The 24,441-nt window shown below is 63.4% G+C and carries 23 protein-coding genes; 15 read left to right on the top strand and 8 right to left on the bottom strand.

All coding sequences use genetic code 11. The features are described from left to right. Nucleotides 1-50 precede the first annotated feature (50 nt). From alr to tsaD, 6 genes are all read left to right on the top strand, one after another. Nucleotides 51-1,253 (top strand): alanine racemase, encoded by a 1,203-nt coding sequence (gene alr, locus ATN38_RS26265; protein ID WP_116056970.1) that lies wholly within the window; start codon nt 51-53, stop codon nt 1,251-1,253. Beyond that, the gene (locus ATN38_RS26260; protein ID WP_116056969.1) at nt 1,250-2,302 is read left to right on the top strand and encodes an alpha/beta fold hydrolase; all 1,053 of its coding nucleotides are present in this window, start codon (nt 1,250-1,252) and stop codon (nt 2,300-2,302) included. Before alr ends, ATN38_RS26260 begins: the two co-directional genes overlap by 4 nt. Beyond that, nucleotides 2,292-2,783, top strand: coding sequence for a tRNA (adenosine(37)-N6)-threonylcarbamoyltransferase complex ATPase subunit type 1 TsaE (tsaE, locus tag ATN38_RS26255; protein WP_003940673.1), 492 nt, complete (start codon nt 2,292-2,294; stop codon nt 2,781-2,783). The genes ATN38_RS26260 and tsaE overlap by 11 nt, the downstream gene beginning before the upstream one ends. A 106-nt stretch (nt 2,784-2,889) precedes the next feature. Further along, a complete protein-coding gene (tsaB, locus tag ATN38_RS26250) occupies nt 2,890-3,573 on the top strand; it encodes a tRNA (adenosine(37)-N6)-threonylcarbamoyltransferase complex dimerization subunit type 1 TsaB (RefSeq protein ID WP_065455183.1) in 684 nt (227 codons plus the stop codon). Between the two features lie 10 nt (nt 3,574-3,583). After that, nucleotides 3,584-4,078: a ribosomal protein S18-alanine N-acetyltransferase gene (rimI, locus tag ATN38_RS26245; RefSeq protein ID WP_003940971.1), complete on the top strand. Its 495-nt coding sequence runs from the start codon at nt 3,584-3,586 to the stop codon at nt 4,076-4,078. After that, nucleotides 4,075-5,112 carry a tRNA (adenosine(37)-N6)-threonylcarbamoyltransferase complex transferase subunit TsaD gene (gene tsaD / locus ATN38_RS26240; RefSeq protein WP_007728610.1) on the top strand — a complete coding sequence of 346 codons (1,038 nt, stop codon included), beginning with the start codon at nt 4,075-4,077 and terminating at the stop codon, nt 5,110-5,112. The genes rimI and tsaD overlap by 4 nt, the downstream gene beginning before the upstream one ends. An 18-nt stretch (nt 5,113-5,130) precedes the next feature. Here the strand turns inward: tsaD and ATN38_RS26235 are convergent, their stop codons facing one another. Next, complete coding sequence (locus tag ATN38_RS26235) at nt 5,131-6,720, bottom strand: Hsp70 family protein (RefSeq protein ID WP_063316697.1); 1,590 nt, start codon at nt 6,718-6,720, stop codon at nt 5,131-5,133. A gap of 161 nt (nt 6,721-6,881) precedes the next feature. On the opposite strand from ATN38_RS26235, the gene ATN38_RS26230 reads away from it, so the two are divergent. Then, a complete protein-coding gene (locus ATN38_RS26230; protein WP_042449733.1) occupies nt 6,882-7,442 on the top strand; it encodes a potassium channel family protein in 561 nt (186 codons plus the stop codon). A gap of 19 nt (nt 7,443-7,461) precedes the next feature. On the opposite strand, the gene ATN38_RS26225 is transcribed toward ATN38_RS26230, so the two are convergent. Beyond that, a complete protein-coding gene (locus ATN38_RS26225; protein ID WP_050656359.1) occupies nt 7,462-9,177 on the bottom strand; it encodes a TIGR03767 family metallophosphoesterase in 1,716 nt (571 codons plus the stop codon). 233 nt (nt 9,178-9,410) lie between these two features. Here ATN38_RS26225 and groES point away from each other — a divergent pair, with 233 nt between their 5' ends. Further along, nucleotides 9,411-9,710: a co-chaperone GroES gene (gene groES / locus ATN38_RS26220; protein ID WP_003940763.1), complete on the top strand. Its 300-nt coding sequence runs from the start codon at nt 9,411-9,413 to the stop codon at nt 9,708-9,710. Between the two features lie 86 nt (nt 9,711-9,796). Next, the gene (groL, locus tag ATN38_RS26215) at nt 9,797-11,407 is read left to right on the top strand and encodes a chaperonin GroEL (RefSeq protein ID WP_003940715.1); all 1,611 of its coding nucleotides are present in this window, start codon (nt 9,797-9,799) and stop codon (nt 11,405-11,407) included. A gap of 74 nt (nt 11,408-11,481) precedes the next feature. On the opposite strand, the gene ATN38_RS26210 is transcribed toward groL, so the two are convergent. The 4 genes from ATN38_RS26210 to ATN38_RS26195 form a co-directional block, all read right to left on the bottom strand. Further along, a complete protein-coding gene (locus tag ATN38_RS26210) occupies nt 11,482-12,219 on the bottom strand; it encodes an anti-sigma factor domain-containing protein (protein WP_042449728.1) in 738 nt (245 codons plus the stop codon). Between the two features lies 1 nt (nt 12,220). After that, nucleotides 12,221-12,889, bottom strand: coding sequence for a sigma-70 family RNA polymerase sigma factor (locus tag ATN38_RS26205; protein ID WP_007728615.1), 669 nt, complete (start codon nt 12,887-12,889; stop codon nt 12,221-12,223). Between the two features lie 88 nt (nt 12,890-12,977). Continuing rightward, nucleotides 12,978-13,643: a fasciclin domain-containing protein gene (locus ATN38_RS26200; protein ID WP_218748965.1), complete on the bottom strand. Its 666-nt coding sequence runs from the start codon at nt 13,641-13,643 to the stop codon at nt 12,978-12,980. Between the two features lie 165 nt (nt 13,644-13,808). Next, nucleotides 13,809-14,105 (bottom strand): WhiB family transcriptional regulator, encoded by a 297-nt coding sequence (locus ATN38_RS26195; RefSeq protein ID WP_003940939.1) that lies wholly within the window; start codon nt 14,103-14,105, stop codon nt 13,809-13,811. A 768-nt stretch (nt 14,106-14,873) separates the two neighbouring features. On the opposite strand from ATN38_RS26195, the gene ATN38_RS26190 reads away from it, so the two are divergent. From ATN38_RS26190 to ATN38_RS26180, 3 genes are all read left to right on the top strand, one after another. Beyond that, on the top strand, nt 14,874-15,572 hold the full coding sequence (locus ATN38_RS26190) for a hypothetical protein (RefSeq protein WP_003940892.1): 699 nt from the start codon (nt 14,874-14,876) through the stop codon (nt 15,570-15,572). A gap of 175 nt (nt 15,573-15,747) precedes the next feature. After that, nucleotides 15,748-16,326 carry a sigma-70 family RNA polymerase sigma factor gene (locus ATN38_RS26185; protein ID WP_003940953.1) on the top strand — a complete coding sequence of 193 codons (579 nt, stop codon included), beginning with the start codon at nt 15,748-15,750 and terminating at the stop codon, nt 16,324-16,326. Further along, the gene (locus ATN38_RS26180; RefSeq protein ID WP_042449725.1) at nt 16,319-17,248 is read left to right on the top strand and encodes an anti-sigma-D factor RsdA; all 930 of its coding nucleotides are present in this window, start codon (nt 16,319-16,321) and stop codon (nt 17,246-17,248) included. Before ATN38_RS26185 ends, ATN38_RS26180 begins: the two co-directional genes overlap by 8 nt. An 89-nt stretch (nt 17,249-17,337) precedes the next feature. Here the strand turns inward: ATN38_RS26180 and ATN38_RS26175 are convergent, their stop codons facing one another. Further along, nucleotides 17,338-17,742, bottom strand: coding sequence for a DUF5319 domain-containing protein (locus tag ATN38_RS26175; protein WP_003940777.1), 405 nt, complete (start codon nt 17,740-17,742; stop codon nt 17,338-17,340). A gap of 243 nt (nt 17,743-17,985) precedes the next feature. Between ATN38_RS26175 and guaB the strand changes: the two genes are divergently transcribed. The 3 genes from guaB (at nt 17,986) to ATN38_RS26160 (ending at nt 22,604) form a co-directional block, all read left to right on the top strand. Further along, nucleotides 17,986-19,509, top strand: a complete 1,524-nt coding sequence (guaB, locus tag ATN38_RS26170; RefSeq protein WP_003940903.1) for an IMP dehydrogenase — start codon at nt 17,986-17,988, stop codon at nt 19,507-19,509. Between the two features lie 27 nt (nt 19,510-19,536). Beyond that, a complete protein-coding gene (locus tag ATN38_RS26165) occupies nt 19,537-20,676 on the top strand; it encodes a GuaB3 family IMP dehydrogenase-related protein (protein ID WP_218748963.1) in 1,140 nt (379 codons plus the stop codon). 173 nt (nt 20,677-20,849) lie between these two features. Further along, nucleotides 20,850-22,604: a GMC oxidoreductase gene (locus tag ATN38_RS26160; RefSeq protein ID WP_003940689.1), complete on the top strand. Its 1,755-nt coding sequence runs from the start codon at nt 20,850-20,852 to the stop codon at nt 22,602-22,604. Nucleotides 22,605-22,673: 69 nt separating this feature from the next. Here ATN38_RS26160 and ATN38_RS26155 read toward each other — a convergent pair whose 3' ends face one another. Next, the gene (locus tag ATN38_RS26155; RefSeq protein WP_003940813.1) at nt 22,674-24,431 is read right to left on the bottom strand and encodes an Ig-like domain-containing protein; all 1,758 of its coding nucleotides are present in this window, start codon (nt 24,429-24,431) and stop codon (nt 22,674-22,676) included. Between the last annotated feature and the right edge of the window lie 10 nt (nt 24,432-24,441).

The following is a 24,441-nucleotide window of genomic DNA, read 5'->3' as shown; positions in this document are numbered from 1 at the left end:
TTCAAACCCGAACACGTGTCCGATTCTGCGTGGGTGGCAGGATTGTCGCCATGACGCTTGCCCAGGGAAGAGCACCGAAGGAGCCTGCGGAGGGGAAGGCGAGCCGACTCGACGACGCAGTAGGGCCGCAGACGGAGGCAGTCGTCGATCTGGACGCGATCGCGCACAACGTGCGTGTTCTGCGTGAATTTGCCGGGGATGCAGCGTTGATGGCGGTCATCAAGGCGGACGGATACAACCACGGCGCAGTTGCGGTGGCGCGGACGGCGCTCTCGGCGGGAGCCCGGGAACTCGGCGTCACCACCATCGCGGAGGCACTGGTCCTTCGCGAGGCAGGCATCACCGCTCCCGTCCTTGCCTGGCTGCACGGCGTCGACGCCGATTTCGGCTCGGCGATCCGATCGGACGTCGAGATCGGCGTGTCCTCCCCGCGACACCTGGCCGCTGTCGTCGGCGCGGCACGGGTTCTGGGACAACAGGCGACGGTGACGCTCAAGGTGGACACCGGTCTCAATCGCAACGGCGTCTCGAGAACCGAGTGGCCGCAGATGCTCGACGACCTCGCCACTGCGCGGGACGAGGGCACGATCAGGCTGCGCGGAGTGTTCTCTCACCTCGCGCACTCGGACGAACCGCATCACGACGTCATCGACATGCAGAAGCAGCGTTTGATCGACGCGGTTGCCGACGTCCGCGCTCGCGGATTCGACCCCGAAGTCGTTCATCTTTCCAACTCCGCTGCTACAGTCACCCGTCCTGACCTGCGGTTTGACATGGTTCGGCCGGGAATCGCGATATATGGATTGTCTCCGGTGCCCGAACTCGGAGATTTCGGTTTACGACCGGCGATGACGCTGCGAGCGAAGGTGATTCTGGTGAAGAAGGTAGCCGCCGGAGAGGGCGTCTCCTACGGGCATCAGTGGGTCGCACCGTACGACACCACTCTTGCGCTGCTTCCCGTCGGCTACGCCGACGGTTTGTCTCGCTCACTGAGTGGCAAGTTCGAAGTGCAGTTGGGCGGTAAGCGTCGCCAGGCTGTCGGGCGAATCTGCATGGACCAGGTATTGGTGGACCTGGGTCCGGACGGTGACGGAGTTCGCGAAGGCGACACCGCGATCTTCTTCGGCAACGGCGATCACGGCGAACCCAACGCGCAGGCCTGGGCCGACGTACTCGACACCATTCACTACGAGGTCGTGACCGGGATACGTGGACGCACTGTGCGTACGTACATCGGGGGAGAGACGTCATGAAGACTGCAGGAAAGATGAGCATTCTCGGTGGCCTGCTCAGCGCCGTGGCGCTCGGCTCGATGGCCGGTGTGAACGCATTCAAGAGCGCGACGCGTCCGGGCCGGGAAATCTACGCGGACGAGGACTTCGACCTCATGACGCGCGACCGCAAGAGCACGGTGCGCACCGAGGACGGTGTCGAGCTGGCAGTTCGCGAAGTGGGACCGGACGACGCTCCGCTGACGGTCGTTTTCGTGCACGGATACTGCCTGAGTGCGCTGTCCTGGCATTTCCAGCGCCGCCAGCTCGAAGAGCGATGGGGCAACAAGGTTCGCATGGTGTTCTACGACCAGCGCGGACACGGAGACTCGGGCATGCCGCGTTCGAAGAGTTGTACGGTTTCTCAGCTCGGCCGCGACCTCGCGACCGTCGTCGAGGCCAAGGTACCCAAGGGACCGATAGTTCTGGTCGGTCACTCGATGGGCGGCATGACGGTACTCGCGCTCGCCGGTCAGCGACCCGAATGGTTCGAGGGCCGAGTCATCGGCGTGGGGCTGGTCGCGACGACGGCGGCAGGCCTGGCCGAAACCGGCCTGACCCGCAATCTGCAGAATCCGATCATCGACGGATTCCGGTTGGCAGTGCGCACCTCACCAGGAGTGGTTCAGCATGCCCGGGGCGCTGCGCGAGTATTGATCACGCCGATCCTGCGTGCGGCCTCGTACGGCACCGATGTCAGCCCACGGCTGCATGAACTCTCGGACGGCATGCTCGACCGGACCTCGGTTGTGACCATCGTCAATTTCCTGCGGACGTTGGAACTGCACGACGAGTCCGCTTCTCTCGAGGTCCTCGCACACACACCGGCAGTCGTGATCTGCGGCGATCAAGACATGATGATTCCGTTCATCAGCTCCAAGCGTCTCGCTGCCGATCTCCCCGAGTCCGAACTCGTGCGAGTTCACGGGGCCGGCCATCTGGTGCAGCTCGAGTTCCCGGCGATCGTGACGGACGCAATCGACAAGTTGGTGCAGCGAGCGCAGGTAGAAGAGCGGTCCGATGTCGGCTGAGAACTCCACGGGACTTCCCGTGTCCGGACAGATCACGTTGGAAACGGCCGAGGATACCGAGGCTTTCGGCCGACGCTTGGCGGCGGGACTTGTTGCCGGCGACCTGGTGGTGCTGGACGGTCCACTCGGGGCAGGCAAGACCGCGTTGACGCGCGGAATCGGCGCCGGGCTCGGGGTGCAGGGCCGGGTGACGTCCCCGACGTTCGTCATCGCTCGTGAGCATCGTCCGGGCACCCGCCCTGGCGGCGGAGTTCCCGTCGGCATGATCCACGTCGACGCATACCGGCTGGGAGACAGCGGACCGCATGCCCTCGACGAACTCGATGCCCTCGACCTCGACACCGACCTCACCGATGCAGTGGTGGTGGTCGAATGGGGTGGTGACGTCGTGGAAAGGCTCGTCGAACGGCACCTGCGAGTGCAGCTTCATCGGGAACCCGAATCGGATGTGCGGACTGCGAGTTGGTCCTGGACGTCGTGAAAGGGAGTTTGGTGTCACAGACGTCGGAAACGGCGTTTCGTGTCACAGACGTCGTGACCCTCCCGGGCCGGAAGTAGTTCTTCACGTGCGGGTACCCTGAGAAATCGTGCTTGTTCTCGCAATTGACACCTCCACTCCGGCAGTCACTGCCGGAGTCGTCTCCCTGTCGGCTTCGTCACCGGACCCAGTGTCACCGGACGCAGAGTCACCGGACACAGTGGAGACGCTTGCCGTGCGTGTCACGGTCAATCCTCGTGCGCACGCCGAGGTCTTGACCCCTCACGTCCTCGAATGCCTCGCCGAGGCAGGGCTCACACCGGCCGACTTGAACGCCGTCGTCGTGGGTGTCGGGCCAGGGCCGTACACCGGACTGCGTGTCGGCATGGCGACGGGCGCTGCCTTCGGTGACGCACTCGGTGTTCCCGTGTACGGCGTGTGCAGCCTCGATGCGATCGCGGCTGCGGTACCGACCACACCGAGCCTGCTCGTCGTGACTGACGCGAGGCGTCGCGAGATCTACTGGGCGCGCTATGACGGCGGAGTGCGCGTCGAAGGACCGGCTGTGAATTCCGCCGGCGACGTCGATCCTTCGCCTTCGACGCTGATTGCCGGATCCGCTTCGCACGTGGACTTCTTCGATCTACCCGTCGACCCGGCGGAGACACCTTCACCGGCCGGGTTGGTGACAGTCGCTGCTCGCGAGATCCTGGCCGGCTCGGTTCCGGCCCCGCTGGAGCCGCTGTACCTCCGACGCCCGGACGCGAAGACCCTTGCAGAACGTGGCAAGTGAGACAGAGCAGATGAAGTACAGCATCGAGCCGATGAACGTCGATGACGCCGAACGGTGCGCGGAGTTGGAGCGCGCGTTGTTCGCAGGCGACGGACCCTGGAGCGCACAAGCGTTCGTCTCGGAACTTGCAGGCGCACATAATCATTACTTCGTTGCCCGGGAGCCTGACGGTCACGTCCTCGGCTACGCCGGAGTCGCATTGTTGGGGGCGTCGCCGAACATGGAGGCCGAGGTTCACACCATCGGTACAGATCCCTCGGCTCAGCGACTCGGAATCGGCGGCGCGTTGCTCGATGCGCTTCTGACTCTGGCGGATTCACGGCAGTGCCCGGTGTTCCTGGAAGTGCGCACCGACAACGAACCTGCCATCGCGCTGTACCGGCGCGAAGGATTCGAGATCGTCGGAACACGAAAGAAGTACTACCAGCCCAGTGGGGCAGATGCGTACACGATGAGACGGCCTGCCGTGCTCGGTGTCCGCGAAATTGAGGAGCAGCAAGCATGATCGTCATGGGTGTCGAAAGTTCTTGCGACGAAACAGGTGTCGGTATCGTCCGCTGGAACGGTGACGGAACCTGCGAGCTGTTGGCCGACGAGGTGGCATCGAGCGTGGATCAGCACGCCAGGTACGGGGGAGTGGTTCCCGAAGTGGCCTCGCGGGCTCACCTCGAGGCGATCGTGCCGACGATGCGCCGTGCCCTTGCTGCCGCCGGTATCGAGAAGCCCGACGCGCTGGCCGTCACCATCGGACCCGGCCTGGCCGGCGCGCTGCTGGTCGGTGTAGCCGCAGCGAAAGCCTATGCGGCAGCATGGAACATCCCGTTCTATGCGGTCAATCATCTCGGCGGTCACGTCTCGGTGGACACTCTCGAGCACGGTCCGTTGCCCTCGTGCGTCGCATTGTTGGTCTCCGGCGGTCACACACACCTGCTTCACGTCGAAGATCTGGGCAAGCCCATTGTCGAACTGGGCACGACTGTCGACGACGCCGCCGGTGAGGCCTTCGACAAGGTGGCCAGACTGCTCGGTCTCGGCTTTCCCGGTGGACCGGCACTCGATGCTGCTGCGCAAGAGGGAGATCGGAACGCAATCGCCTTCCCTCGCGGCATGACGGGGCCGCGCGATTCGCGGCACGACTTCTCGTTCTCGGGACTCAAGACGTCCGTCGCGCGCTATGTCGAATCGAAAGAGCGCGCAGGCGAGACCTTTTCGATCCCGGACATCGCTGCCTCGTTCCAGGAAGCGGTTGCAGACGTCCTGACGATGAAGGCAGTGCGTGCAGCCAAGGACGTCGGGGTCGACACGTTGGTTCTCGGCGGCGGCGCCACGGCCAATTCGCGTATCCGCTCACTCGCCGAGCAGCGCTGCGCCGAAGCGGGCATCACGTTGCGCATTCCGAAACCTCGACTGTGCACGGACAACGGCGTGATGATCGCATCGTTGGCCGCTCACCTGATCGGAAACGGCGCAGGCCCTTCGGAGTTGAGTGTTGCGACGGACCCGGGGCTGTCGGTCTCGGTCAGCCAGCTGATGCACTGAAAATCGGCCGACTGAGAATCAGCCGACCGGGGCCGGTTCCCGATCCGGTGTGGTCGCGGGACCGTTTTCGGGCATCGAGGTATTCGGTTCACCGGGCTTCGTCGTCGGATCACCACCACCAGGGGTAGTGATTTCGGTTTCGGTGGAACCGGATCCAGGAGTCTCCGGCGTCGTCGGGTTCTCGCCGCCGCTCTCACCCGGGCCGAGACCGCCGCCGGGGTTTGCCTCGGTCGGATCGACCGGGGGCGTCGCCTCGGTGTCCGGCATCGTCGGCCACCACGCCGGTGGATCGGGCAGCGTGATTCCGGGAATGGTCGGCCAATTCGGAGTGGTCGTTGTCGTGGTCGGCGGCGTGGTTGTCGTCGAGGTGTCCGGGATCGGCGCAGGCGGAAGTGTGTACTGATGCGTTGTGTACGAGTGCGTGTCGTAAGGCTGCGAGTCGAACGGGGTGGTGGGATACCCGTACCGAGGATACGTGCTGCCGGCTACCGAGGGCAGAGGATCATGAGACGGAATGATCGTCGATCCGGTGCTCGGTGTCGCTTCGGGGCTCACCGTCGTCGTGGTCGACCCCGTTCCGACGGGCGAGACCGCGGTGTCGTCGGTCGGTACCAATTCCTTTGCGCCGTAACCGAGTACCAGTCCGCCGACCACGAGCGCACCGATCAACGCTCCCGATACCTTGGCGGTGGATCCGGAGCGCTGGTCACTTCCGGAGCCCAGCAGCGGGAAACGAATTGCGGTGATCGAATCTGCCAGGAGTGCAGCACCTTTGGTTGCCGCAGTCTCGGGCTCGACGATCTCGACCATGGGGACGTCGACGGCAGCGGCGACGGCGGACCGCACGGCCGGAATGTGTGCGCCACCGCCGATGAGTACAACGGCACCGACGGGCCGCGGTGAGCCCTTCACGACTTCACGGATGAAGGTGACGGCGCGCTCTATATCCGGGGCGATGATGGCCTCGAACTCGTCGCGCGTGATCGCCATCGCGTCGATCGGAAGGTCGATGGTCACCTTGGTGGACGTGGACAGTTGCTCTTTGGCGACATGGCACCGGGCGGCAAGAAGTTCCGCGTCGGTGTACCGGCGCAAGTGCCCTGGCGCCTTCTCCGTCACGAAGTCGACCAATGCCCGGTCGATTCCGGCCCCTGCGAGGGCGTCTATACGGTCGGAGTGCAGAACTTCACCGGTGTGGTCGACGACGGACACCGTCAGACCTTGATCGCCGACGTCCACCTGAGCTGTCGTGTCGTACCGCTCGGTTTTCCCTGTCTCGGCGAGATACGCGTGTACGGCGGCAGGTTCGGGGATTGCACGGACCTGCTTCGGCGAGCGCGAAAGAGATGACCTGATGCTCGCGAGTTGATCGTCCGTGCGATAGCTGACACCGATCGAGCGCGGCGCTTCAGATCCGTCCGTTACCTGCGTCGTCATCAGCTTGATGGATGCTCTGACAAGGTCACCGACGTTGGAATTGGCCTGATCCGCCGAGACGAAGCGAGTCTCGGCAGGCACGGCGCCTGGCGCGTTTGTGCTGGTATCGGTGTCGACGAGTGCTGAATAGACACCGGAAGATCCAGTGGAAATTCCCAGTGAACAACTCATCGCACACCTCCTCACAGTCAATACCGGTCAATGTTCAATCGACCGCCGTTATATGAACGTTACAGAAGGTTCGTGAGGATTGCTCAGTGCTTTTCGTCTCCGTGACGTCCTTTTCGGACCGAAAGGGTGGTTTTACCTGCGAAATTGTCGATCATTGATTCATGCGGAAAAAAGGCGATTCTCCCCACATCGACCGGGAACGACGACGCGCGCTGATCCGTGGTGCAGTGCTTCGACCCACGCTGACGGTGATCGCCTTCGGATGCGCGTATTTCTTTCTGCCGTGGATCGATGTACATACCGCCAGTGCAATCTTCCTCTTGATCGGTGGAGGCGCCGCGGTACTTGCCGTGACCACCTGGCAGGTGTGGCGAATTCTGCGTTCCGATGTGCCATCTCTGCAGGCGGTCGAAGCTGTGGCGGTGGTGATGCCGACGTACTTGTTGTTGGTGTCCATCACTTATTTTTCGGTCGAGCATGCAAGCCCTGGCAGTTTCACCGAACCGCTGTCGCGTATGGCGGCGCTGTACTTTTCGTTGTCCGTCTTCTCGACAGTCGGATTCGGTGACATCGCCGCGCAGACGGACCTTGCCCGGGGGCTCGTGAGCCTCCAGATCGTCTGCAATCTGGTGTTGATCGGATTCGGCGTTCGATTCGTCGTTGCCGCAGTGTCGTGGGCGAAAGCGCACCGCTCGCATTCGAGCGGACCTGAAATCACCTAGGACACTGCGGCAATCGGAGTCATCGTCCGGTGTGGACCAACAATTCGACGTTCTGGTCGACGCCGGTACCCGTCAGCTTCGGGTCGCGGTGGATGTCGTTGAACGACAGTTCGCGGTACAGCGAGGCGAGCCCGGCTGCCGACTTGTCGCTGTAGTCGACGGAATTGGGACTCTCCGCCTCGAAGAGCGTCGCAAGCAACGACACCGTTCCGTCATGGTTGTCCGCGATCTCGATGATGCGTCCGAGTTGCGGGTAGTCGATGTGCGAGGCGGTGTTGATCTCCCAGAAGCCCTGCTCGGGGGTCGCGCCGGGCCACGGGGTGATCTTGTTCTCGTGGGTGTGTCCGTTGACCCAGGCAAGTACGTTCGGGAAACGATGCAGCAAGTCGAGAAGCTGTGAACCGCGCAGGCGTGGCTCGAGGACGTTCTCGGGGTCGGGAATGAGATTGTCCATCGTGTCGCTCGTGTGGTGACTGAACAGCACGAAATACGTGTCACCTCGCGACTCGGTGACGCGAGAGCCCGCGGCGTCGTAGTAGGTGCTGCTGCCGGCGCGCAGGGTGTTCTCGATCCACTGGAACTGAGCGGCGCCCAGCGAACCGTCGACGAGGCCCGCGCGGTTGGTGGAGTCCATGCTGATGCCGACGACGCCCGGTGCGATCTCGAACGAGTAGTAACCGATACCGGTGTCGCCGGCGTCGGGGGCGAAACCGTGTCCGACGGGGCCGGGACCGGTGTGCGCGGGATCAAGATGTGCGGCGATGAACTGTCGCGGTGTGAACGGCGCGCGCGACGGGTCGGGGGTGACCTGGCGCGGCGGCGTCGTGAAGGCGGACAGGATTCCGGGTATCGCACTGGGATCGAACTTGGTGGCGACGTCGATCTGCTTGGCCTGCTCCGGTGAACCAGGCACCTCGAATTTGAGAGATCCCGTGTACATCGCTTCGAGCGGCGGGATGCCGCTGGGCACCGTGCCGGACACCGAATCGTCGTGGTTGCCGAACACGCAGTACCAAGGGGTGTTCAGGCCGGGGCTCGACACGGGCGTGAAAGCGGCACCGAAGAAATCGGGGATCTCCGGGAATCCGGCCTTCTTGTACATGTCGAGCATCGGTGACTCGGGGTTCCAGTAGAGATCGGCACCCGAGTTCTGTACACCCTCGTAGCGGTCCTTGGCACCGGTATTGGCGACGACGGTTCCGCCGTTGAGTGAGGTGAGGAACCAGTCGAGTTCGGCGAATTCCTTGTTGTCCGTGTTGTCGCCGGTGGTGACGACGGCATCGAAGGGTCGCGACGTGTGCGGGCCACTGCCGATCGAATTGACCCGGCGGACAAGTGAAATCAGCCCGTGCGCCGTCAGGGTCTCCTGGGGGCGGAACGCCGAGCCGGTGATCTGGTGGACGTACTCGAATCGCATGGGGGACTGGGCGTCGACGATGTGGACGTCGGTCAACTGCACGAGTGAGGCGAGCGCGGTGCGTCGGTCCTCGCGTCCCGACTTCGGCTCGGCCAACTCGCTGCGCACGATGTTCGCCCAACCGGGTCCGGCGGTGAGCTTGGTGTAGCCGCTGCTGCTGACGGGGGTGGACACGGACTCGAGAGTGGTGCCAGGACCTGACGTCGGAATGGTCGACGCGCCTGCATATTGCAGGCCCCACGGCTTGCCAAGGCTGACCGCGCCGACGGCGCCGAGTCCGGCGAAGGTCAGAAAACTACGGCGATTGATGTTCGTCACGAAGTGAACAATAGGTGAACGTGGTGGACGGCTGTCCTGTTTCGCTCTGGACGAAGAGAAAAATGCGCCCAGTCCTTGAGGGTTGGCACTCTCACGTATAGAGTGCCAATTGGCGCTGATCGAGTTCCGGCACCCGCGACGACGGGACTGCAGTGACGCGCCGTAAACGGCATACCCAAACAGCTGTCCGAGGATCGCCTCGGACGCACATACCCCAAAGTGGAGGGCTCATCGTGGCGAGCGTCAACATCAAGCCGCTCGAGGACAAGATCCTCGTCCAGGCCAACGAGGCTGAAACGACGACGGCTTCCGGCCTGGTCATTCCTGACACAGCCAAGGAAAAGCCCCAGGAGGGCACCGTCGTTGCAGTCGGCGAAGGCCGCGTCAACGAGCAGGGCAACCGCATCCCGGTCGACGTCAAGGAGGGTGACACGGTCATCTACTCCAAGTACGGCGGAACCGAGATCAAGTACGCCGGCCAGGAATACCTGATCCTGTCGGCACGCGACGTGCTGGCTGTCGTCTCCAAGTAAGACACACGTGATCCGCCCCGGAGTCCACACAGGATCCCGGGGCGGAATGCGTTCACGCCCCGAAGATTCAGGAGCTGACAGAACAGATGTCCAAGCAAATTGCGTTCAACGAGACCGCACGCCGCGCTCTCGAAGCCGGAGTCGACAAGCTTGCCGACGCCGTCAAGGTGACCTTGGGCCCGCGTGGACGCCACGTCGTGCTCGCCAAGGCATTCGGCGGCCCCACCGTCACCAACGACGGTGTGAGCATCGCCCGTGAGATCGAGCTCGAAGATCCCTTCGAGAACCTCGGCGCACAGCTCGTCAAGAGCGTCGCCACCAAGACCAACGATGTTGCCGGTGACGGCACCACCACCGCGACCGTTCTGGCCCAGGCCATCGTCCGCGGCGGACTCAAGAACATCGCAGCGGGCGCGAACCCGATGGCTCTCGGCGTCGGCATCAACGCCGCAGCAGACAAGGTCGTCGAGGAACTGCTCGCCGCAGCCACCCCCGTCGAGGGCGAGAAGTCGATCGCTCAGGTCGCCACCGTCTCCTCACGTGACGAAGAGATCGGCAAGCTCGTCGGCGAGGCACTCACCCGTGTCGGAACCGACGGCGTCGTGACGGTCGAGGAATCCTCCACCGTTGCAACCGAACTCGTTGTCACCGAAGGTGTTCAGTTCGACAAGGGCTACCTCTCGCCCTACTTCGTCACCGACATCGATGCGCAGAAGGCCGTCTACGAAGACGCGCTGATCCTGCTCTTCCGCGAGAAGATCAGCTCACTTCCCGACTTCCTTCCGCTGCTCGAGAAGGTTGCCGAATCCGGCAAGCCGCTCTTGATCATCGCCGAGGACGTCGAGGGTGAAGTTCTCTCCACCCTCGTGGTCAACTCCATCCGCAAGACCATCAAGGCCGTCGCCGTCAAGGCACCGTTCTTCGGTGATCGTCGCAAGGCATTCCTCGACGACCTCGCAGTCGTCACGGCAGGCACCGTCATCAACACCGACGTCGGCCTCTCGCTCAAGGAAGCCGGCCTCGAGCTGCTCGGCAGCGCTCGCCGCGTTGTCGTCACCAAGGACGAGACGGTCATCGTCGACGGTGCAGGCACCGCTGACGACATCGCGACCCGCGTTGCGCAGCTGCGTCGCGAGATCGAGAACACCGATTCGGATTGGGACCGCGAGAAGCTCGAAGAGCGTCTGGCGAAGCTGTCCGGCGGCGTGGCCGTCATCAAGGTCGGCGCAGCCACCGAAACCGATCTGAAGGAACGCAAGTTCCGCGTCGAGGATGCGGTCAACGCAGCCAAGGCAGCAGTTTCCGAGGGCATCGTCCCCGGTGGTGGATCGGCTCTCGTTCAGGCCGGTACGGCTCTGATCGGGAACCTCGGCTTGACGGGTGACGAGGCCACCGGCGTTGCCGTGGTCCGCGAAGCCCTCAACGCTCCGTTGTTCTGGATCTCCAGCAACGCAGGCATCGACGGTTCCGTCGTTGTCAGCAAGGTCGCCGAGATGACCAAGGGCGAAGGCTTCAACGCTGCCACCCTCACCTACGGCAACCTGCTTGCCGACGGCGTCGTCGACCCGGTCAAGGTCACTCGCTCGGCAGTGGTCAACGCCGCTTCCGTCGCGCGCATGATCCTCACGACCGAGAGCGCCGTCGTCGAGAAGCCGACCGAGGAAGTTGCCGACACCGGACACGGTCACAGCCACTGACTCGCTGCTCGTAGTTTCGACAAAGAAGAGATCCCCCACCGGATTCCGGTGGGGGATCTTTTTTCGTCTGGCGATCAGATGAGCGGGATCGTTGCGAACGGCTCGCTCGTCGGCTGCTGCGATCCGCCGGGCGGTTCGACAGTGAACGCCAACTTCGTGTTCGGACCGATGCCGTCGAGCACCACCTGGGTAGTGGGTTTGACGTCGCCCGGAGCCATCGTCCCCATCGGGATCATCGTGGTGTCGTCGGTGTCGCCCGGCACCAGCCACATCTGGTAGACGGTATCCGGACTCGGGGGAGTCACATCGTTCATCACGAGGACTGCGGCGTCTTCGGAGGGCGAGAACAGCGTCGTGGCACTACCGCCGCCCGGAATTTCACGCGTCGTGGCATGAACGTCGGGTGCTGCCATGATTTCGGACGCGGCGTTCTGCGGCGGCGTGTCGTCGGACAGCGTGCGTCCGATTCCTATGCCGCCGACCAGGATTGCGACTGCGGCGGCCGCCGCAAGAGCCATGGTCCACGGGCGTCGACGGTTACGACGCTCGGCCAGCGAAACCGGGGCGTTGGGAGCCGCGGTCTGTTCTGCGATCGAGGCGAGGACGCTGCTGCGCAGCGACGGCGGGGGCTCGACGGCGTCGACGACGGTCATCGCGGCCATGGTTTCGGCGGTGAGCCGGACCTGGGCGTCGAATTCGGCGTGGGTCGCGGAGTCCGAAGCGGCAAGTCGTTTGTCGACCTCACGGCGCTCGTCGAGGTCCAACGCATCGATCGCGTAGGCGTACGCGTAGTCGATCAGCTCTTCGTCCATCTCACATCACCCCCAAACATCCACGTAGGCGCAGTAGTCCGTCGCGAATTCGCGACTTGATCGTGGGAATCGCCACGCCGAGATCTTCGGCCACCTCGCGGTACGTTCGGCCGCCGTAATAGGCGAGAGTCACCGATTGGCGCTGAGTGTCCGTCAGCGTTTCGAGACAGTCGGTGACAGCACGATGCTCGTCTCTTCGTGTCACTTCGTCGCTGACGACGTCGAATTCGGGAGTGGCATTGGTGGTGTCGTAGAGAGCCTGTCGATCCGAACTCGACTGTTCGGAGCGCACGCGATCCACTGCGCGCCGGTGGGCAAGTGTCAGGAGCCAGGAGAGCGCGGACCCCTTGGCGGGGTCGAAGCTGTCGGCTGATTTCCAGGCTTGGAGGTAGACCTCTTGGACCGCTTCCTCGGAGAAACCTGGATCACGGAGTACACGAAGAACCATGCCGTACACACGGGAGCTGGTTCGGTCGTAGAACTCGGCGAAGGCGCTCTGGTCGCCACCGGCGACGTTCGCGAGGATCACTGCCAGCTCGCGTGATTCCGCGATTCGCGCGGTGCGGGCCGCAGAATTGTCCGTCGGGCATGCGTCGGCCGCATCCGACGCATGGTCTGGCTCGCTCACGAAGAGTTGTCTCGCTTCATCGCGTACAACCGTAGCGTGCATGTCCGGTTCTTTTCTCTTGGCCCGCCGTTGGCCGCTGTGCGCCTTTATTAACCGCGGGGGGTTGATAAAGGCGCACAGCAGGTGGGGACTACTGCGGCATCAGCACCGAATCGATGAGGTAGACGGTGGCGTTTGCGGTCTTGACTCCACCGCAGACGACAGTCGCGTCGTTGACCTTGATGTTGTCACCGGATTCGGTGACGGTGACCGTTCCGCCCTCGGCGGTGGGGTGCGTTCCGTCGATCGCGTCAGGGGCGATCTGGCCGGGAACCACGTGGTAGGTGAGGATCTTGGTCAGCGTGGCGCTGTCCGTCTTGAGGCTGTCGATCGTGGCGGGGTCGATCTTGGCGAATGCCGAGTCGATCGGTGCGAAGATGGTGAACTCGCCACCGTTGAGAGTGTCGACCAGGTTGACGTCCGGGTTGAGCTGGCCGGAGACCGCCGCGGTCAAGGTGGTGAGCAACGGATTGTTGGACGCCGCTGTGGCAACCGGATCCTGGGCCATTCCGCTGACCGATCCGGCGCCGCTCGGCACTGCAGCTGCATAGTCGGCACAACCTGCACCGACCAGATCAGAAGCAGGCTCCGCCATCGCGCTGCTGGGAGACATGCTCGATCCCATGGCAGAAGACGTCATGGCGGCGCTGGACGTGTCGGTCGACGAATCGTTGTCGTCCGAGGAGCAACCGACCACGCCGAAGACGGCGAAAGAGGCTGCTGCGGTGACTGCCAGAACTCGAGTAGAGGTGTTCATGGGTCTGCCTTCCTGAAGGGATGTGCTGAGGTGCACTGTCAGAAGGCATTCGGAGGCGGGCGTCGGTCGGATGGGTCGTGTCGGAAATTCTTTTCGACGGTGTCCCGTCCACACGCAAAAGCCCCCGAAAACTCTCGGGGGCCTAGTGCGCTCTACCTACGTGTATCAGGAAGCTATGCGGGTGGTGCGACGGTGGCGCGCGTGTAGTTCACGTTCGGTTTCCGACATTCCTCCCCAGATGCCGTACGGCTCGGCGACGGTCAGCGCGTGGCTGCGGCACTGCATCAGGACCGGGCACTGACGGCACATCTCTTTTGCGCGGGTTTCGCGCTGGGCACGTGCTCTACCGCGTTCGCCATCGGGATGGAAGAACATGGAGGAGTCGACTCCGCGGCACAGACCGTGCATCTGCCAGTCCCAGATGTCTGCGTTGGGGCCTGGAAGGTGATTCGGTGCAGGCATGTTGACTCCTTACTGCAAGCTCGCGTTGATCAACGAGCGGACCAAGTTGCCCGGAGGTTATCCGGGCCTTCTGAATCGTTCACGCTTGCTAACCGTAAGGGTGCTGAGTAAATCGCGTCAATAGGCTCGTTCAGTGGCGATCGGCATATATCGAAATGCGAGAGTTAACGAAGTATATATTTACATTTCGGGCCCCTCGTGCGTTGTTCTGCGCCGATGTCGAAATTGGGTCGATCGAGGTGGCGGCCGGCAAGCCTGGCTGCTCGAGATGCGAAACCCACAGATCAGGGATATGTTCGAGGCTGATCGCCCGGCGAAATCACTCAGTCATTCGGCTCGGTTTGCGTCATTTGTCCGATATTGCGTGGGCGGGGTTGCACTCCATTTCGGGACTTAGTGCCCAAGTTTCAACTAGGACATCCGTCCAATAAGTAATGCGCAGTTAACGTCACGGATATATGCCCGTTAAATATCATTACGAGTACATTTGGCAAATCTCAGTTGAATATCTGATTAACTCCGACAAACTTGCCTTTTCGTGTTTCGTGCGACTTTTGGCATCGTTGGTGTGACGCCGGTCGTGCGAATGTCTGCTCGTGCTGCTGCGATGATCAACCTGTGTCGACACCTGCGCGCCCTCAATCACCTGTGCCCAACGAAACAACTGCACTTCCAGGGTCCCTCGAGTCTGCCGCGTTCGGTGCGGATCCGGATCTCGACCGCCTCCCGGCGCCTTGCTCTACCCGAGATTGGTGGACAACGGCAGTAGTGCTGGGTGGTCAGGGCCACTACGCAAGAGCGCGGGCTGCATTGGATGTCCTCGATCGGCTCACGGCCGGGTTCTCGACGCACTCGGATCGGGTTCTTGCCTCTCTGTCTGCCAGCACGAGGGCGTCGTTTCTTCGCCAGAGCGGACGCCATGCACTCGCGTCCACGTGGGACGGGCGCGCACTGGCGATCGTCGGCGGCCTGCCAGGTGATCCAGAGGCTGCCTGTGACGCTCTGACCGGTCTGGCCGCAGACGCCCTCGGCTGTGGCAGGCTCCCGCTCGGCTGGCGCCTGCTGGCGCAATGTCGGGCGCGTCTGGATGCCGAGGGCGGGCTGTGGCGGCAGGAAATTCGGATCGAATGGGTCTCCGCAGAATTGGCGTTGGCGGGAGGCGACTTCGCTCGTGCCCGCAGACACGCAGAACGCGCCGTCGAATTGTCAGCGGAATCGGAGTCTGTGCGGCACCGCGTGAAGTCGGATCTGCTGCGTAGCGCCGCGCTGACCGGAACAGACGCGAGCGCAGCCGTGAAGATGGCAGCAGATGTGTTCGCGCGGTGCCGGCAATACGGCCTGCTGCCCCTGGCCTGGGCGTCGTCTCTGTTGATCGAAGGTGTCAGCGGGGAGAGAACCTCACCGAGTGCCCGGGAGATCGGCGATCTGATTGCGATGCGTGGTGGATCACTCCTACCTTTGTCGTAACCACTCCACCGAAGTCTCCGGAGAACATTCCAAAAGGAGCTGTATCGATATCGCGACTGCTGGGCAGGTATGCGGAGACCAGTCGGTCCGGATGGTTACTCTTAGAGGGTTCCGCTGAGAGCGGGAGCACACCCGCTCGGGAGGTGCCACTGTAACGCCAGGATTTTCGCTGACGATGACAAATACGAGCGATGAGTTGGACACCGCGGTCGCCGCTGCTGCGCAGGGCGACCGTACAGCTCTAGCTTTGGTTCTGGAGAACATCCGACCGATGGTGGTGCGCTACTGCCGCGGTCGAGTGGGTGCGGCCGAGAGAGGACACCTGTCCGCTGACGACGTCGCACAGGAAGTCTGTCTGGCCGTGATGACCGCGCTGCCGCGTTATCAGGACCAGGGACGCCCGTTCATGGCCTTTGTGTACGGAATTGCCGCGCACAAGGTTGCGGACGCACATCGAAGCTCCGCCCGTAACAAGTCGGAGCCCGTTTCCGAAGTACCGGATGTAATAGCACTGGATGATGGTCCCGAACAGCGAGCTCTCGATTCGGAGTCCAGCAGACAGATGCACGAACTTCTCGGCACACTTCCGGAGAAGCATCGAGAAATCTTGATACTTCGCCTGGTGGTCGGGATGTCGGCCGAGGAAACGGCCGTCGCCGTCGGTAGTACCGCCGGAGCTGTACGAGTCGCTCAGCACAGAGCGATCGCGAAACTGAAAAAAGAAGTCACGAAAGCAGGTGAGAGCTTTGGCTAGAGACGAGGGGCATGACGCTTCGAATCTCGGTGATCTCGCCGACGACGGTACGCCAGTGGATTTGGCTGCGGTTCGGCGTGACGATGCGCTGATCGAATCCATTTCGAATGGTGGGCCGGTAGCAACCGATAGCACCGAACAGTACGAACTTGCGTTGATCCTCTCGCAATGGCGTGACGATGTCGTTGCGACTCCGATGCCCGAGGGTCCGTTATTGGACGATGTCATCGCTGCAATCACAGCGACGCCGTCCGGCTTCTCCGATCGTCAGCGTTCACGTTCCCGTTCTCGATTGCGTGTGGTTCGTCCGATCGCCGCCGCTGCAGCAGTTGCAGCAGTGGTCTTCGGTGGCGCCACGGCGATGGCGTACGACGCCCAGCCCGGCGATGCCCTGTGGGGCGTCAAGCAGGTCGTCTTCGCCGACGAGGCCAACTCGACAGTTGCGAAGATCGACACGACTTCCGAGCTGGAAAAAGCCGAGCGGCTGTTGGCTGCCGGGGACATTCCTGCGGCAAAGATGGTGCTGGACAACGCAGCTCACCGTGCCGATGCGGTCAAGGACTCGCAGGACAAGACCGACCTCGTCGAGCGTTGGGGCAAGTTGATGACGCAGGTCCAGGAGACCACGTCACCCGTAGCGCCGCCGTCGACGACCGACCAGCAGTCCTCGATTGCCACCTCTCCCACGGCGATTCCGGGGATCTCCGTCAATCCGGCGAACCCTCAGCTGCCTGGGGGCGTGACCACGACGACAACGCCCAACCCTGGAATCATGCAGGCGCCTGGTCCAAGCGCGGCGTCGTCGACACCGTCATCGTCGCCCACGGCAACGACCACGACCACAACGACGACAACCACGACAACGACGCCTCTGGCGCCGGCCTCGTCTCCGTCGGGTGATTCTTCTTCACCCCCGCCCTGATCGCACCGTTCCGATCTGAATTCAAACGAAAGTGGCCGACAAGCAATTGCTTGTCGGCCACTTTCGTATGAGCTTGGGTGAGGTTTCGCTCAGCTGTCGAAACCGTCGCCGTGCATCGCCTCGTTCATCGACGCGTCGGCGTATCCACGGCAGTAGTCCCACGTGACATATGCCTCAGGCATCGGGTCGTAGGCAGGCTCGTGAGGGCGGACGGTTCCGTCCACGAGCAGCTGCAGCAGGTTTGCGCGCAGCATGTCCCAGTCGTGGTAGTGATCCTGTTGGCAGTCCTCGCAGCAGACTACGAGACCGCGGATACCGCGGTGAGCGAGGAGCGCCTCGTAAACAGCGAGGTCAGCGAGATCCTCCTCGACCGCTTGGCGTTCGTGGGGGTCGAGTGGTTGGCCCGGCTCGATGGCATCGAGAGCCGCGGAGGGGTCAGCTGGGTCGCCGGCGAAGGGATCTGGCGGCAGACCGGGGGGCAGTTGATCACGCACAGCACCACGGTACGCAGGTCAGGGGGGTCAGCGCCACTTGTTACGCGTACACGCAGCGTGGGTGGGATGGTTCGGACCTTTGAGTGAGCCGATACCATGGTGTGCAACGCCGGGAAAAGGTGCCAGGAATTTCTTTCCGTGCAGGCGCCTTCTATCCGATATCCAGCTTTCGTAATCCGTTTCGAGGCGGCTGCTACAGCGGTCGCCCTGGGCGAATCTAGGTCCATGGAGGGTCCTGACCGCATGAGTAGTTCTGCAGGACATGTACACACCGGAGGAGACGACCCCAACAAGGTCGCGATGCTGGGACTGACATACGACGACGTGCTGCTGTTGCCTGCTGCGTCCGACGTCATCCCGAGCCAGGTCGACACGTCCAGTCAACTGACCCGCGACATCCGTCTGCGGATTCCGTTGGTCAGTTCTGCGATGGACACCGTCACCGAGTCGCGCATGGCAATTGCGATGGCACGCGCCGGCGGCATGGGTGTTCTGCACCGCAACTCGTCGGTTGAGGTCCAGGCAGGACAGGTCGAGACGGTCAAGCGTTCCGAGGCCGGCATGGTGACCGATCCCGTCACGTGTAAGCCGACCGACACGATGGGTGAGGTCGATGCGAAGTGCGCTCGTTTCCGCATCTCGGGTCTGCCTGTCACCGACGACGCCGGCCAGCTGGTTGGCATCGTCACCAACCGGGACATGCGTTTCGAGGTCGACCAGAACCGCCCGGTCGCGGAGATCATGACCAAGATGCCCCTGATCACCGCTCAGGAAGGCGTCACCGCTGACGTGGCACTGGGTCTTCTTCGTCGGCACAAGATCGAGAAGCTGCCGATCGTCGACGGCAACGGCAAGCTCACCGGTCTGATCACGGTCAAGGACTTCGTCAAGACCGAGCAGCATCCCGACGCCACCAAGGACCGTGACGGTCGACTGCTCGTCGGCGCTGCAGTCGGTGCCGGCGATGACGCCTTCCAGCGCGCGATGGCGCTCACCGATGCCGGTGTGGACGTACTCGTGGTGGACAGTGCGCACGGGCATTCGTCCAACGTTCTCGACATGATCGCCAAGCTCAAGCGTGAACTGGGCGAGCGGGTTCAGATCATCGGTGGCAACGTCGCTACGCGCGCGGGTGCTCTGGCACTGGTCGAAGCCGGCGTCGATGCCGTCAAGGTCGGAGTCGGCCCTGGTTCCATCTGCACCACCCGCGTCATCGCCGGTGTCGGTGCCCCTCAGGTCACGGCCATCCTGGAAGCGGTTGCCGCGTGCAAGCCTCTCGGTGTGCCCGTCATCGCCGACGGTGGACTCCAGTTCTCCGGAGACATCGCGAAGGCTCTTGCCGCAGGTGCGTCGACGGCCATGCTGGGTTCACTCCTGGCCGGTACCGCTGAATCGCCCGGCGAACTGATTCTGGTCGGCGGCAAGCAGTTCAAGAGCTACCGCGGAATGGGTTCGCTCGGCGCGATGCAGTCGCGTGGCGAGGCCAAGTCGTACTCCAAGGATCGGTACTTCCAGGACGACGTGCTTTCCGAGGACAAGTTGGTTCCGGAAGGCATCGAAGGACGTGTCCCGTTCCGTGGCCCGCTCTCGCAGGTGACGCACCAGCTCACCGGTGGTCTGCGCGCTGCCATGGGATACACGGGGTCGGCGACGATCGAGCACCTGCAGAACGCTCAGTTCGTCCAGATCACGGCGGCCGGTTTGAAGGAAAGCCATCCGCACGACATCACGATGACTGTCGAAGCACCCAACTACACCGCTCGTTAGCAACCAGTACACGAGAAAGGGGCGCGCGTGCGCGACCTCGTTGAGATCGGCATGGGTCGAACGGCCCGACGTACCTACGAGTTGGACGATGTGAACATCGTTCCCTCCCGGCGAACTCGTTCGTCGAAGGAGGTGTCGACTGCTTGGCAGCTCGACGCTTACAGGTTCGACATTCCTGTCCTCGCACATCCCACCGACGCGTTGGTCTCGCCGACTTTCGCGATCGAGTTGGGTAAGCGCGGCGGCCTCGGTGTCATCAACGGTGAAGGCCTGTGGGGCCGTCACCCCGATGTCGAGGAGAAGCTCCGGCGTCTCGTCGAGATCGCCGAGAAGGACGGTGGCGTCGACGCGGCCATCCGCTACCTGCAGGAGCTGCATGCGGCTCCGCTGCAGGCCGGTCTTCTGGCAGCTGCGGTGGCGCAGGTCCGTGATTCGGGGGTCACCACTGCCGTTCGCGTCAGCCCGCAGAATGCGCGCGCACTGACGCCGGAGCTGATCAAGGCGGGAATCGACCTCCTGGTCGTCCACGGCACGATCATCTCGGCCGAGCACGTCGTGCACACCGAGCAGGAACCGCTCAACCTCAAGACGTTCATCTCGGAACTCGACGTTCCGGTTGTCGCGGGTGGGGTCAGTGACCACCGCACCGCGCTGCACCTGATGCGTACCGGCGCTGCCGGTGTCATCGTCGGGTACGGGTCTACCGAGGGCGCAACCACCACCGGTGAGGTCCTGGGCATCGGCGTTCCGATGGCCACGGCCATTGCCGATGCTGCAGCAGCCAGGCGCGACTACCTCGACGAGACGGGTGGACGCTACGTCCACGTCATCGCCGACGGTGACATCGCAACTTCGGGTGATCTGGCGAAGGCCATCGCCTGCGGTGCCGACGCTGCCGTTCTGGGCACGCCGCTGGCCGTGTCCGCCGAGGCGCCGGGTGGTGGCTGGTACTGGCCGTCCGCGGCGGCTCATCCTTCGGTTCCGCGTGGAGCACTTCTTCCGGTTTCCTATGGTGAGCGTCCGAGTCTGGACCGGGTTCTGAGCGGCCCTTCGGACGATCCGTACGGTTCGCTGAACTTCGTCGGTGGTCTCCGTCGGTCGATGGCGAAGGCCGGATACTCCGATCTCAAGGAGTTCCAGAAGGTCGGGCTGACAGTCCGCGCGTAGTTTGTACCTTTCTGTGGCCCCGGTTCTTCGTGAACCGGGGCCACAGTTCGTTGTGCAGGACTTTCTTCCGTTCCTGATACTTGCGGTTACGCTTATGGGGCCCCTTGTGGTGGTAGTCACAAGGGATAGGTGCATACTGGCGGGTAACTACGGTTCACGGTGGAGGTGTCCTGATGGGCAAGCAACGGGCAACGGACTACGACGTACTGATCGTCGGATCCGGGTTCGGCGGAAGCGTGAGCGCGCTTCGTCTCGTGGAGAAGGGCTACAAGGTCGGCGTCATCGAAGCCGGCCGACGGTATGCCGACGAAGATTTCGCGAAGACCAGTTGGGATCTCAAGAAGTTCCTCTGGGCTCCGAAGCTGGGGTGCTTCGGCATTCAGCGCGTGCACCTGTTGCGCGACTGCCTCATTCTCGCGGGCGCAGGCGTCGGCGGCGGGTCGTTGAACTACGCCAACACGCTGTACCAGCCGCCGGAGCCGTTCTTCCAGGACAAGCAGTGGGCGCACATCACCGACTGGCGCAGCGAGCTCACGCCGTACTACGAGCAGGCTCAGAAGATGCTCGGCGTCGTGCAGAATCCGCACATGACGCCCGCCGACGAGATCATGAAGTCCGTCGCAGATGACATGGGTGTCGGCGACACGTTCATCCAGACGCCCGTCGGCGTCTACTTCGGTGAACCTGGCAAGAAGGCGAAGGACCCGTACTTCGGCGGCGTCGGACCCGAGCGCACCGGTTGCATCGAGTGTGGCGAGTGCATGACGGGCTGCCGTCACGGAGCGAAGAACACGCTCCTCAAGAACTATCTGGGCCTTGCCGAGACAGCCGGCGCCGAGATCATTCCGATGACCACCGTGTCCGGGCTTCGTGAGGCTCGCGACGGTTCGTGGGACGTGTTCACCGAGCGAACCGGTGCATTCGGACGAAAGAACCGCCGCACCTACACGGCTGCGAACGTCATTCTCGCGGCCGGAACGTGGGGCACTCAGCATCTGCTCTTCGACATGAAGGACACCGGAGCGCTGCCCAAGCTCTCCGACAAGCTCGGCGAGCTGACTCGAACGAACTCCGAATCCATTGTCGGCGCAGGCAAGTACAAGGTCGATCCCGCACTCGACCTGACCCGCGGAGTGGCGATCACCTCGTCGTTCCACCCGAGCAGCGACACCCACATCGAGCCGGTCCGCTACGGCAAGGGATCGAACGCGATGGGCCTGTTGCAGACCTTGATGACGGACGGCGGCGGCAAGACGCCCCGATGGATCAAGTTCCTCGGTGTGGTTGCGAAGAATCCGTACCAGATGTTGCGCATGTTGACGGTCAAGGACTGGAGTGAGCGCACGATCATCGCGTTGGTCATGCAGAACCTCGACAACTCCATCACCACGTACACGAAGAAGGGCCTGTTCGGTCGACGCAAGGTCACCAGCAAGCAGGGCCACGGTCAGCCGAACCCGACGTGGATCCCGGAGGGCAACGAGGCGACGCGTCGAGTTGCCGAGAAGATCGACGGCGTCGCGGGCGGCACGTGGGGCGAGATCTTCAACGTTCCACTGACGGCGCACTTCCTCGGCGGTTGCGCTATCGCGTCGGATTCCGATCACGGCGTCATCGATCCGTACCACCGCGTGTACGGCTACCCGACGCTCAGCGTCGTCGACGGCGCAGCGGTCTCGGCCAACCTCGGTGTGAATCCGTCGCTGACCATTGCCGCTCAGGCCGAGCGCTCGGCCTCGCTGTGGCCGAACAAGGGGGAGACCGACCTGCGTCCCGCCCAGGGCAGCGGCTACGAGCGGTTGGCTCCGATTGCACCCAAGTCGCCTGTGGTGCCGGCGTCGGCCCCGGCCGCGCTGGTCCTGCCGATCGTGAAGATCACCGGCGGCAAGACAGCTACCGCTGTTCCGGCGGAGCCGGCAGCCGGATAGTTCGCCGCGAACGAAGATGGGGCGTGTCGTCGAGGATTCGACGACACGCCCCATCTCTGTTTCAGAGTGTCAGCCTCCTAGCGACCCGAACAGAGTGCCGAGGTCGAGGCTGCCGGTCCCGCCTCCGGGCCCGCCGTCCGTATCGCCGGGGACGGTCAGGGTCTGCGGCGCGGATGCGGAGGCCGTGTAGCCCGAAGCGCCCACGAATTCGGCGGTGACACTGTAGGTCCCGGAGTTGTAGAACGTCGCCGGTACCGTTGCGACACCGTTGACCACGTCGACCGGTCCACCGATGAGGGTGTCACCGACCTTGAACTGGACCTTGCCCGTGGCGCCGGACGGATCGACCGTTGCCTTGAGCGTCACCGGGGTGTTCTTCTGAACAGTTCCGACGGCGTCGAGAACCGTGGTCGTCTCGACGTCGGCCGGAGCCGGCGTCGTCACACTGACCGGGAATGCCGGGGCAGCGGACGGCGCGAATCCTGGTGAGCCCGTGAACTTCGCGACAACCTTGTGCGTTCCGGTCGAGGTGAAGGTGTACGGAGCGACGGCAACTCCGTCGGTTCCGACCGGAGCACTGACCGTTTCGGTGCCGTCGACGATGAAATCGACGGTGCCGCCGGTACCCTGCGGATCGACCTTGGCAGTCAGGTTGACGTCCTGTCCGACCTTCGCGGTCGACGGCGACACCGTGGCGGTAGTGGTCACGGCGTCCGGCGGTGCATCGGTCGTGACGGTCACGATCTTGGCCGACGCCGACGTCGACGCCAGGAACCCGGGGGCTCCGCTGTAGCTCGCGGTGATGGAGTGCGGTCCGTCCTCGGTGAAGGTCGGGGAGATGCTGGCCGACCCTCCGGTTACCGGCACGGCGTCCTCGAGTGGGTTGTCGCCGTCGAAGAACTGGACGGTTCCACCGTTTGCGCCGCCGCTCACGTTGGCTGACAGGGTGACGGGAGTTCCGTTCTTGGCGTTGGCCGGTCCGACGACTGTGGTGGTGGTTGCCTTGTCCGCCTCGATGATCCGCGTCGTGGCGAGGGGGCCTGCGCCGCTGTTGAGCGGACCGTTCTCGGCGTCACGCGGGGTGCATCGCGTGGGTGCCCAGGCGGTGATGACCAGGGTGGCCTTGGGGAGGAACGTGAGGAAGTTGCGATCGTTGTTCCACGCTCCCGCGCTGCCGCCGGTGCGTACCTTCATCGCGACGTCCCCTGAATCGCCGGCCTTGAGAACTGCCTTGACCTGGGGGAGCTGGAACTGCGTGTAGCCGTCGGCATTGTTGGAACCATCGACGTTCTTGCCGGTCGCCTTGACGACGATGCCGCCCTCGGAGTTGATGCTCGAGCTGGGGCTGTTTCCGATGACCTGGTTGTTTCCGGAGAGGCGCAGAATCGTTCCGTTGGGATCGACGTTGCCGTTCTCGTTGACGCGCAGGATGTTCGGCGCTACACCACTGAGCCCCGCCGAAGTGCCGGGGACGATGGTGGCTTCCACCAGGGTGGCGTTCGCAGGAACGTCGACGTCGACCTTGATGCGGGAGACGTTCTGGACGGTCGCCCCCGAAGCGGAGCCGGGAAAGGCGATCGGGCCGGGTTGGATGGTGACTTCGAAGGTTTCACCGGCGCCGATGGATTCCGGTGCGTCGACGATGACCGAGCCGGACTGTGACTGCGTGGTCGGACCGGCGACAGCGGACGGGGTTGCCAGGCAACTCGTGCCGAAGGTTGTTGTCACGGGGGCCGCTGATGCGGGGATTCCCGCGAGGATGACGCCACTGGCGAGTGCCGTGGCGGCGATCGGCGCCGCGATGCGACGTCTGGAGTACACGAACATGGATTCTCCT

The sequence above is a fragment of the Rhodococcus sp. FH8 genome (assembly GCF_019266085.1).
GTDB classification, from domain to species: Bacteria; Actinomycetota; Actinomycetes; order Mycobacteriales; family Mycobacteriaceae; genus Rhodococcus_F; species Rhodococcus_F qingshengii.
This window is presented reverse-complemented; position numbering and strand designations above follow the sequence as displayed.

Bases quoted from the DNA above. Each gene is read 5' to 3' on its own strand.
- ATN38_RS26260 (WP_116056969.1), top strand. From the start codon at position 1,250: ATGAAGACTGCAGGAAAGATGAGCATTCTCGGTGGCCTGCTCAGCGCC.
- ATN38_RS26235 (WP_063316697.1), bottom strand. From the start codon at position 6,720: ATGAGTTGTTCACTGGGAATTTCCACTGGATCTTCCGGTGTCTATTCA.
- alr (WP_116056970.1), top strand. From the start codon at position 51: ATGACGCTTGCCCAGGGAAGAGCACCGAAGGAGCCTGCGGAGGGGAAG.
- guaB (WP_003940903.1), top strand. From the start codon at position 17,986: ATGAGTAGTTCTGCAGGACATGTACACACCGGAGGAGACGACCCCAAC.
- rimI (WP_003940971.1), top strand. From the start codon at position 3,584: ATGAAGTACAGCATCGAGCCGATGAACGTCGATGACGCCGAACGGTGC.
- ATN38_RS26160 (WP_003940689.1), top strand. From the start codon at position 20,850: ATGGGCAAGCAACGGGCAACGGACTACGACGTACTGATCGTCGGATCC.
- ATN38_RS26200 (WP_218748965.1), bottom strand. From the start codon at position 13,643: ATGAACACCTCTACTCGAGTTCTGGCAGTCACCGCAGCAGCCTCTTTC.
- ATN38_RS26205 (WP_007728615.1), bottom strand. From the start codon at position 12,889: ATGCACGCTACGGTTGTACGCGATGAAGCGAGACAACTCTTCGTGAGC.
- tsaD (WP_007728610.1), top strand. From the start codon at position 4,075: ATGATCGTCATGGGTGTCGAAAGTTCTTGCGACGAAACAGGTGTCGGT.
- ATN38_RS26155 (WP_003940813.1), bottom strand. From the start codon at position 24,431: ATGTTCGTGTACTCCAGACGTCGCATCGCGGCGCCGATCGCCGCCACG.
- groL (WP_003940715.1), top strand. From the start codon at position 9,797: ATGTCCAAGCAAATTGCGTTCAACGAGACCGCACGCCGCGCTCTCGAA.
- ATN38_RS26195 (WP_003940939.1), bottom strand. From the start codon at position 14,105: ATGCCTGCACCGAATCACCTTCCAGGCCCCAACGCAGACATCTGGGAC.
- ATN38_RS26210 (WP_042449728.1), bottom strand. From the start codon at position 12,219: ATGGACGAAGAGCTGATCGACTACGCGTACGCCTACGCGATCGATGCG.
- tsaE (WP_003940673.1), top strand. From the start codon at position 2,292: ATGTCGGCTGAGAACTCCACGGGACTTCCCGTGTCCGGACAGATCACG.
- ATN38_RS26230 (WP_042449733.1), top strand. From the start codon at position 6,882: ATGCGGAAAAAAGGCGATTCTCCCCACATCGACCGGGAACGACGACGC.
- ATN38_RS26185 (WP_003940953.1), top strand. From the start codon at position 15,748: ATGACAAATACGAGCGATGAGTTGGACACCGCGGTCGCCGCTGCTGCG.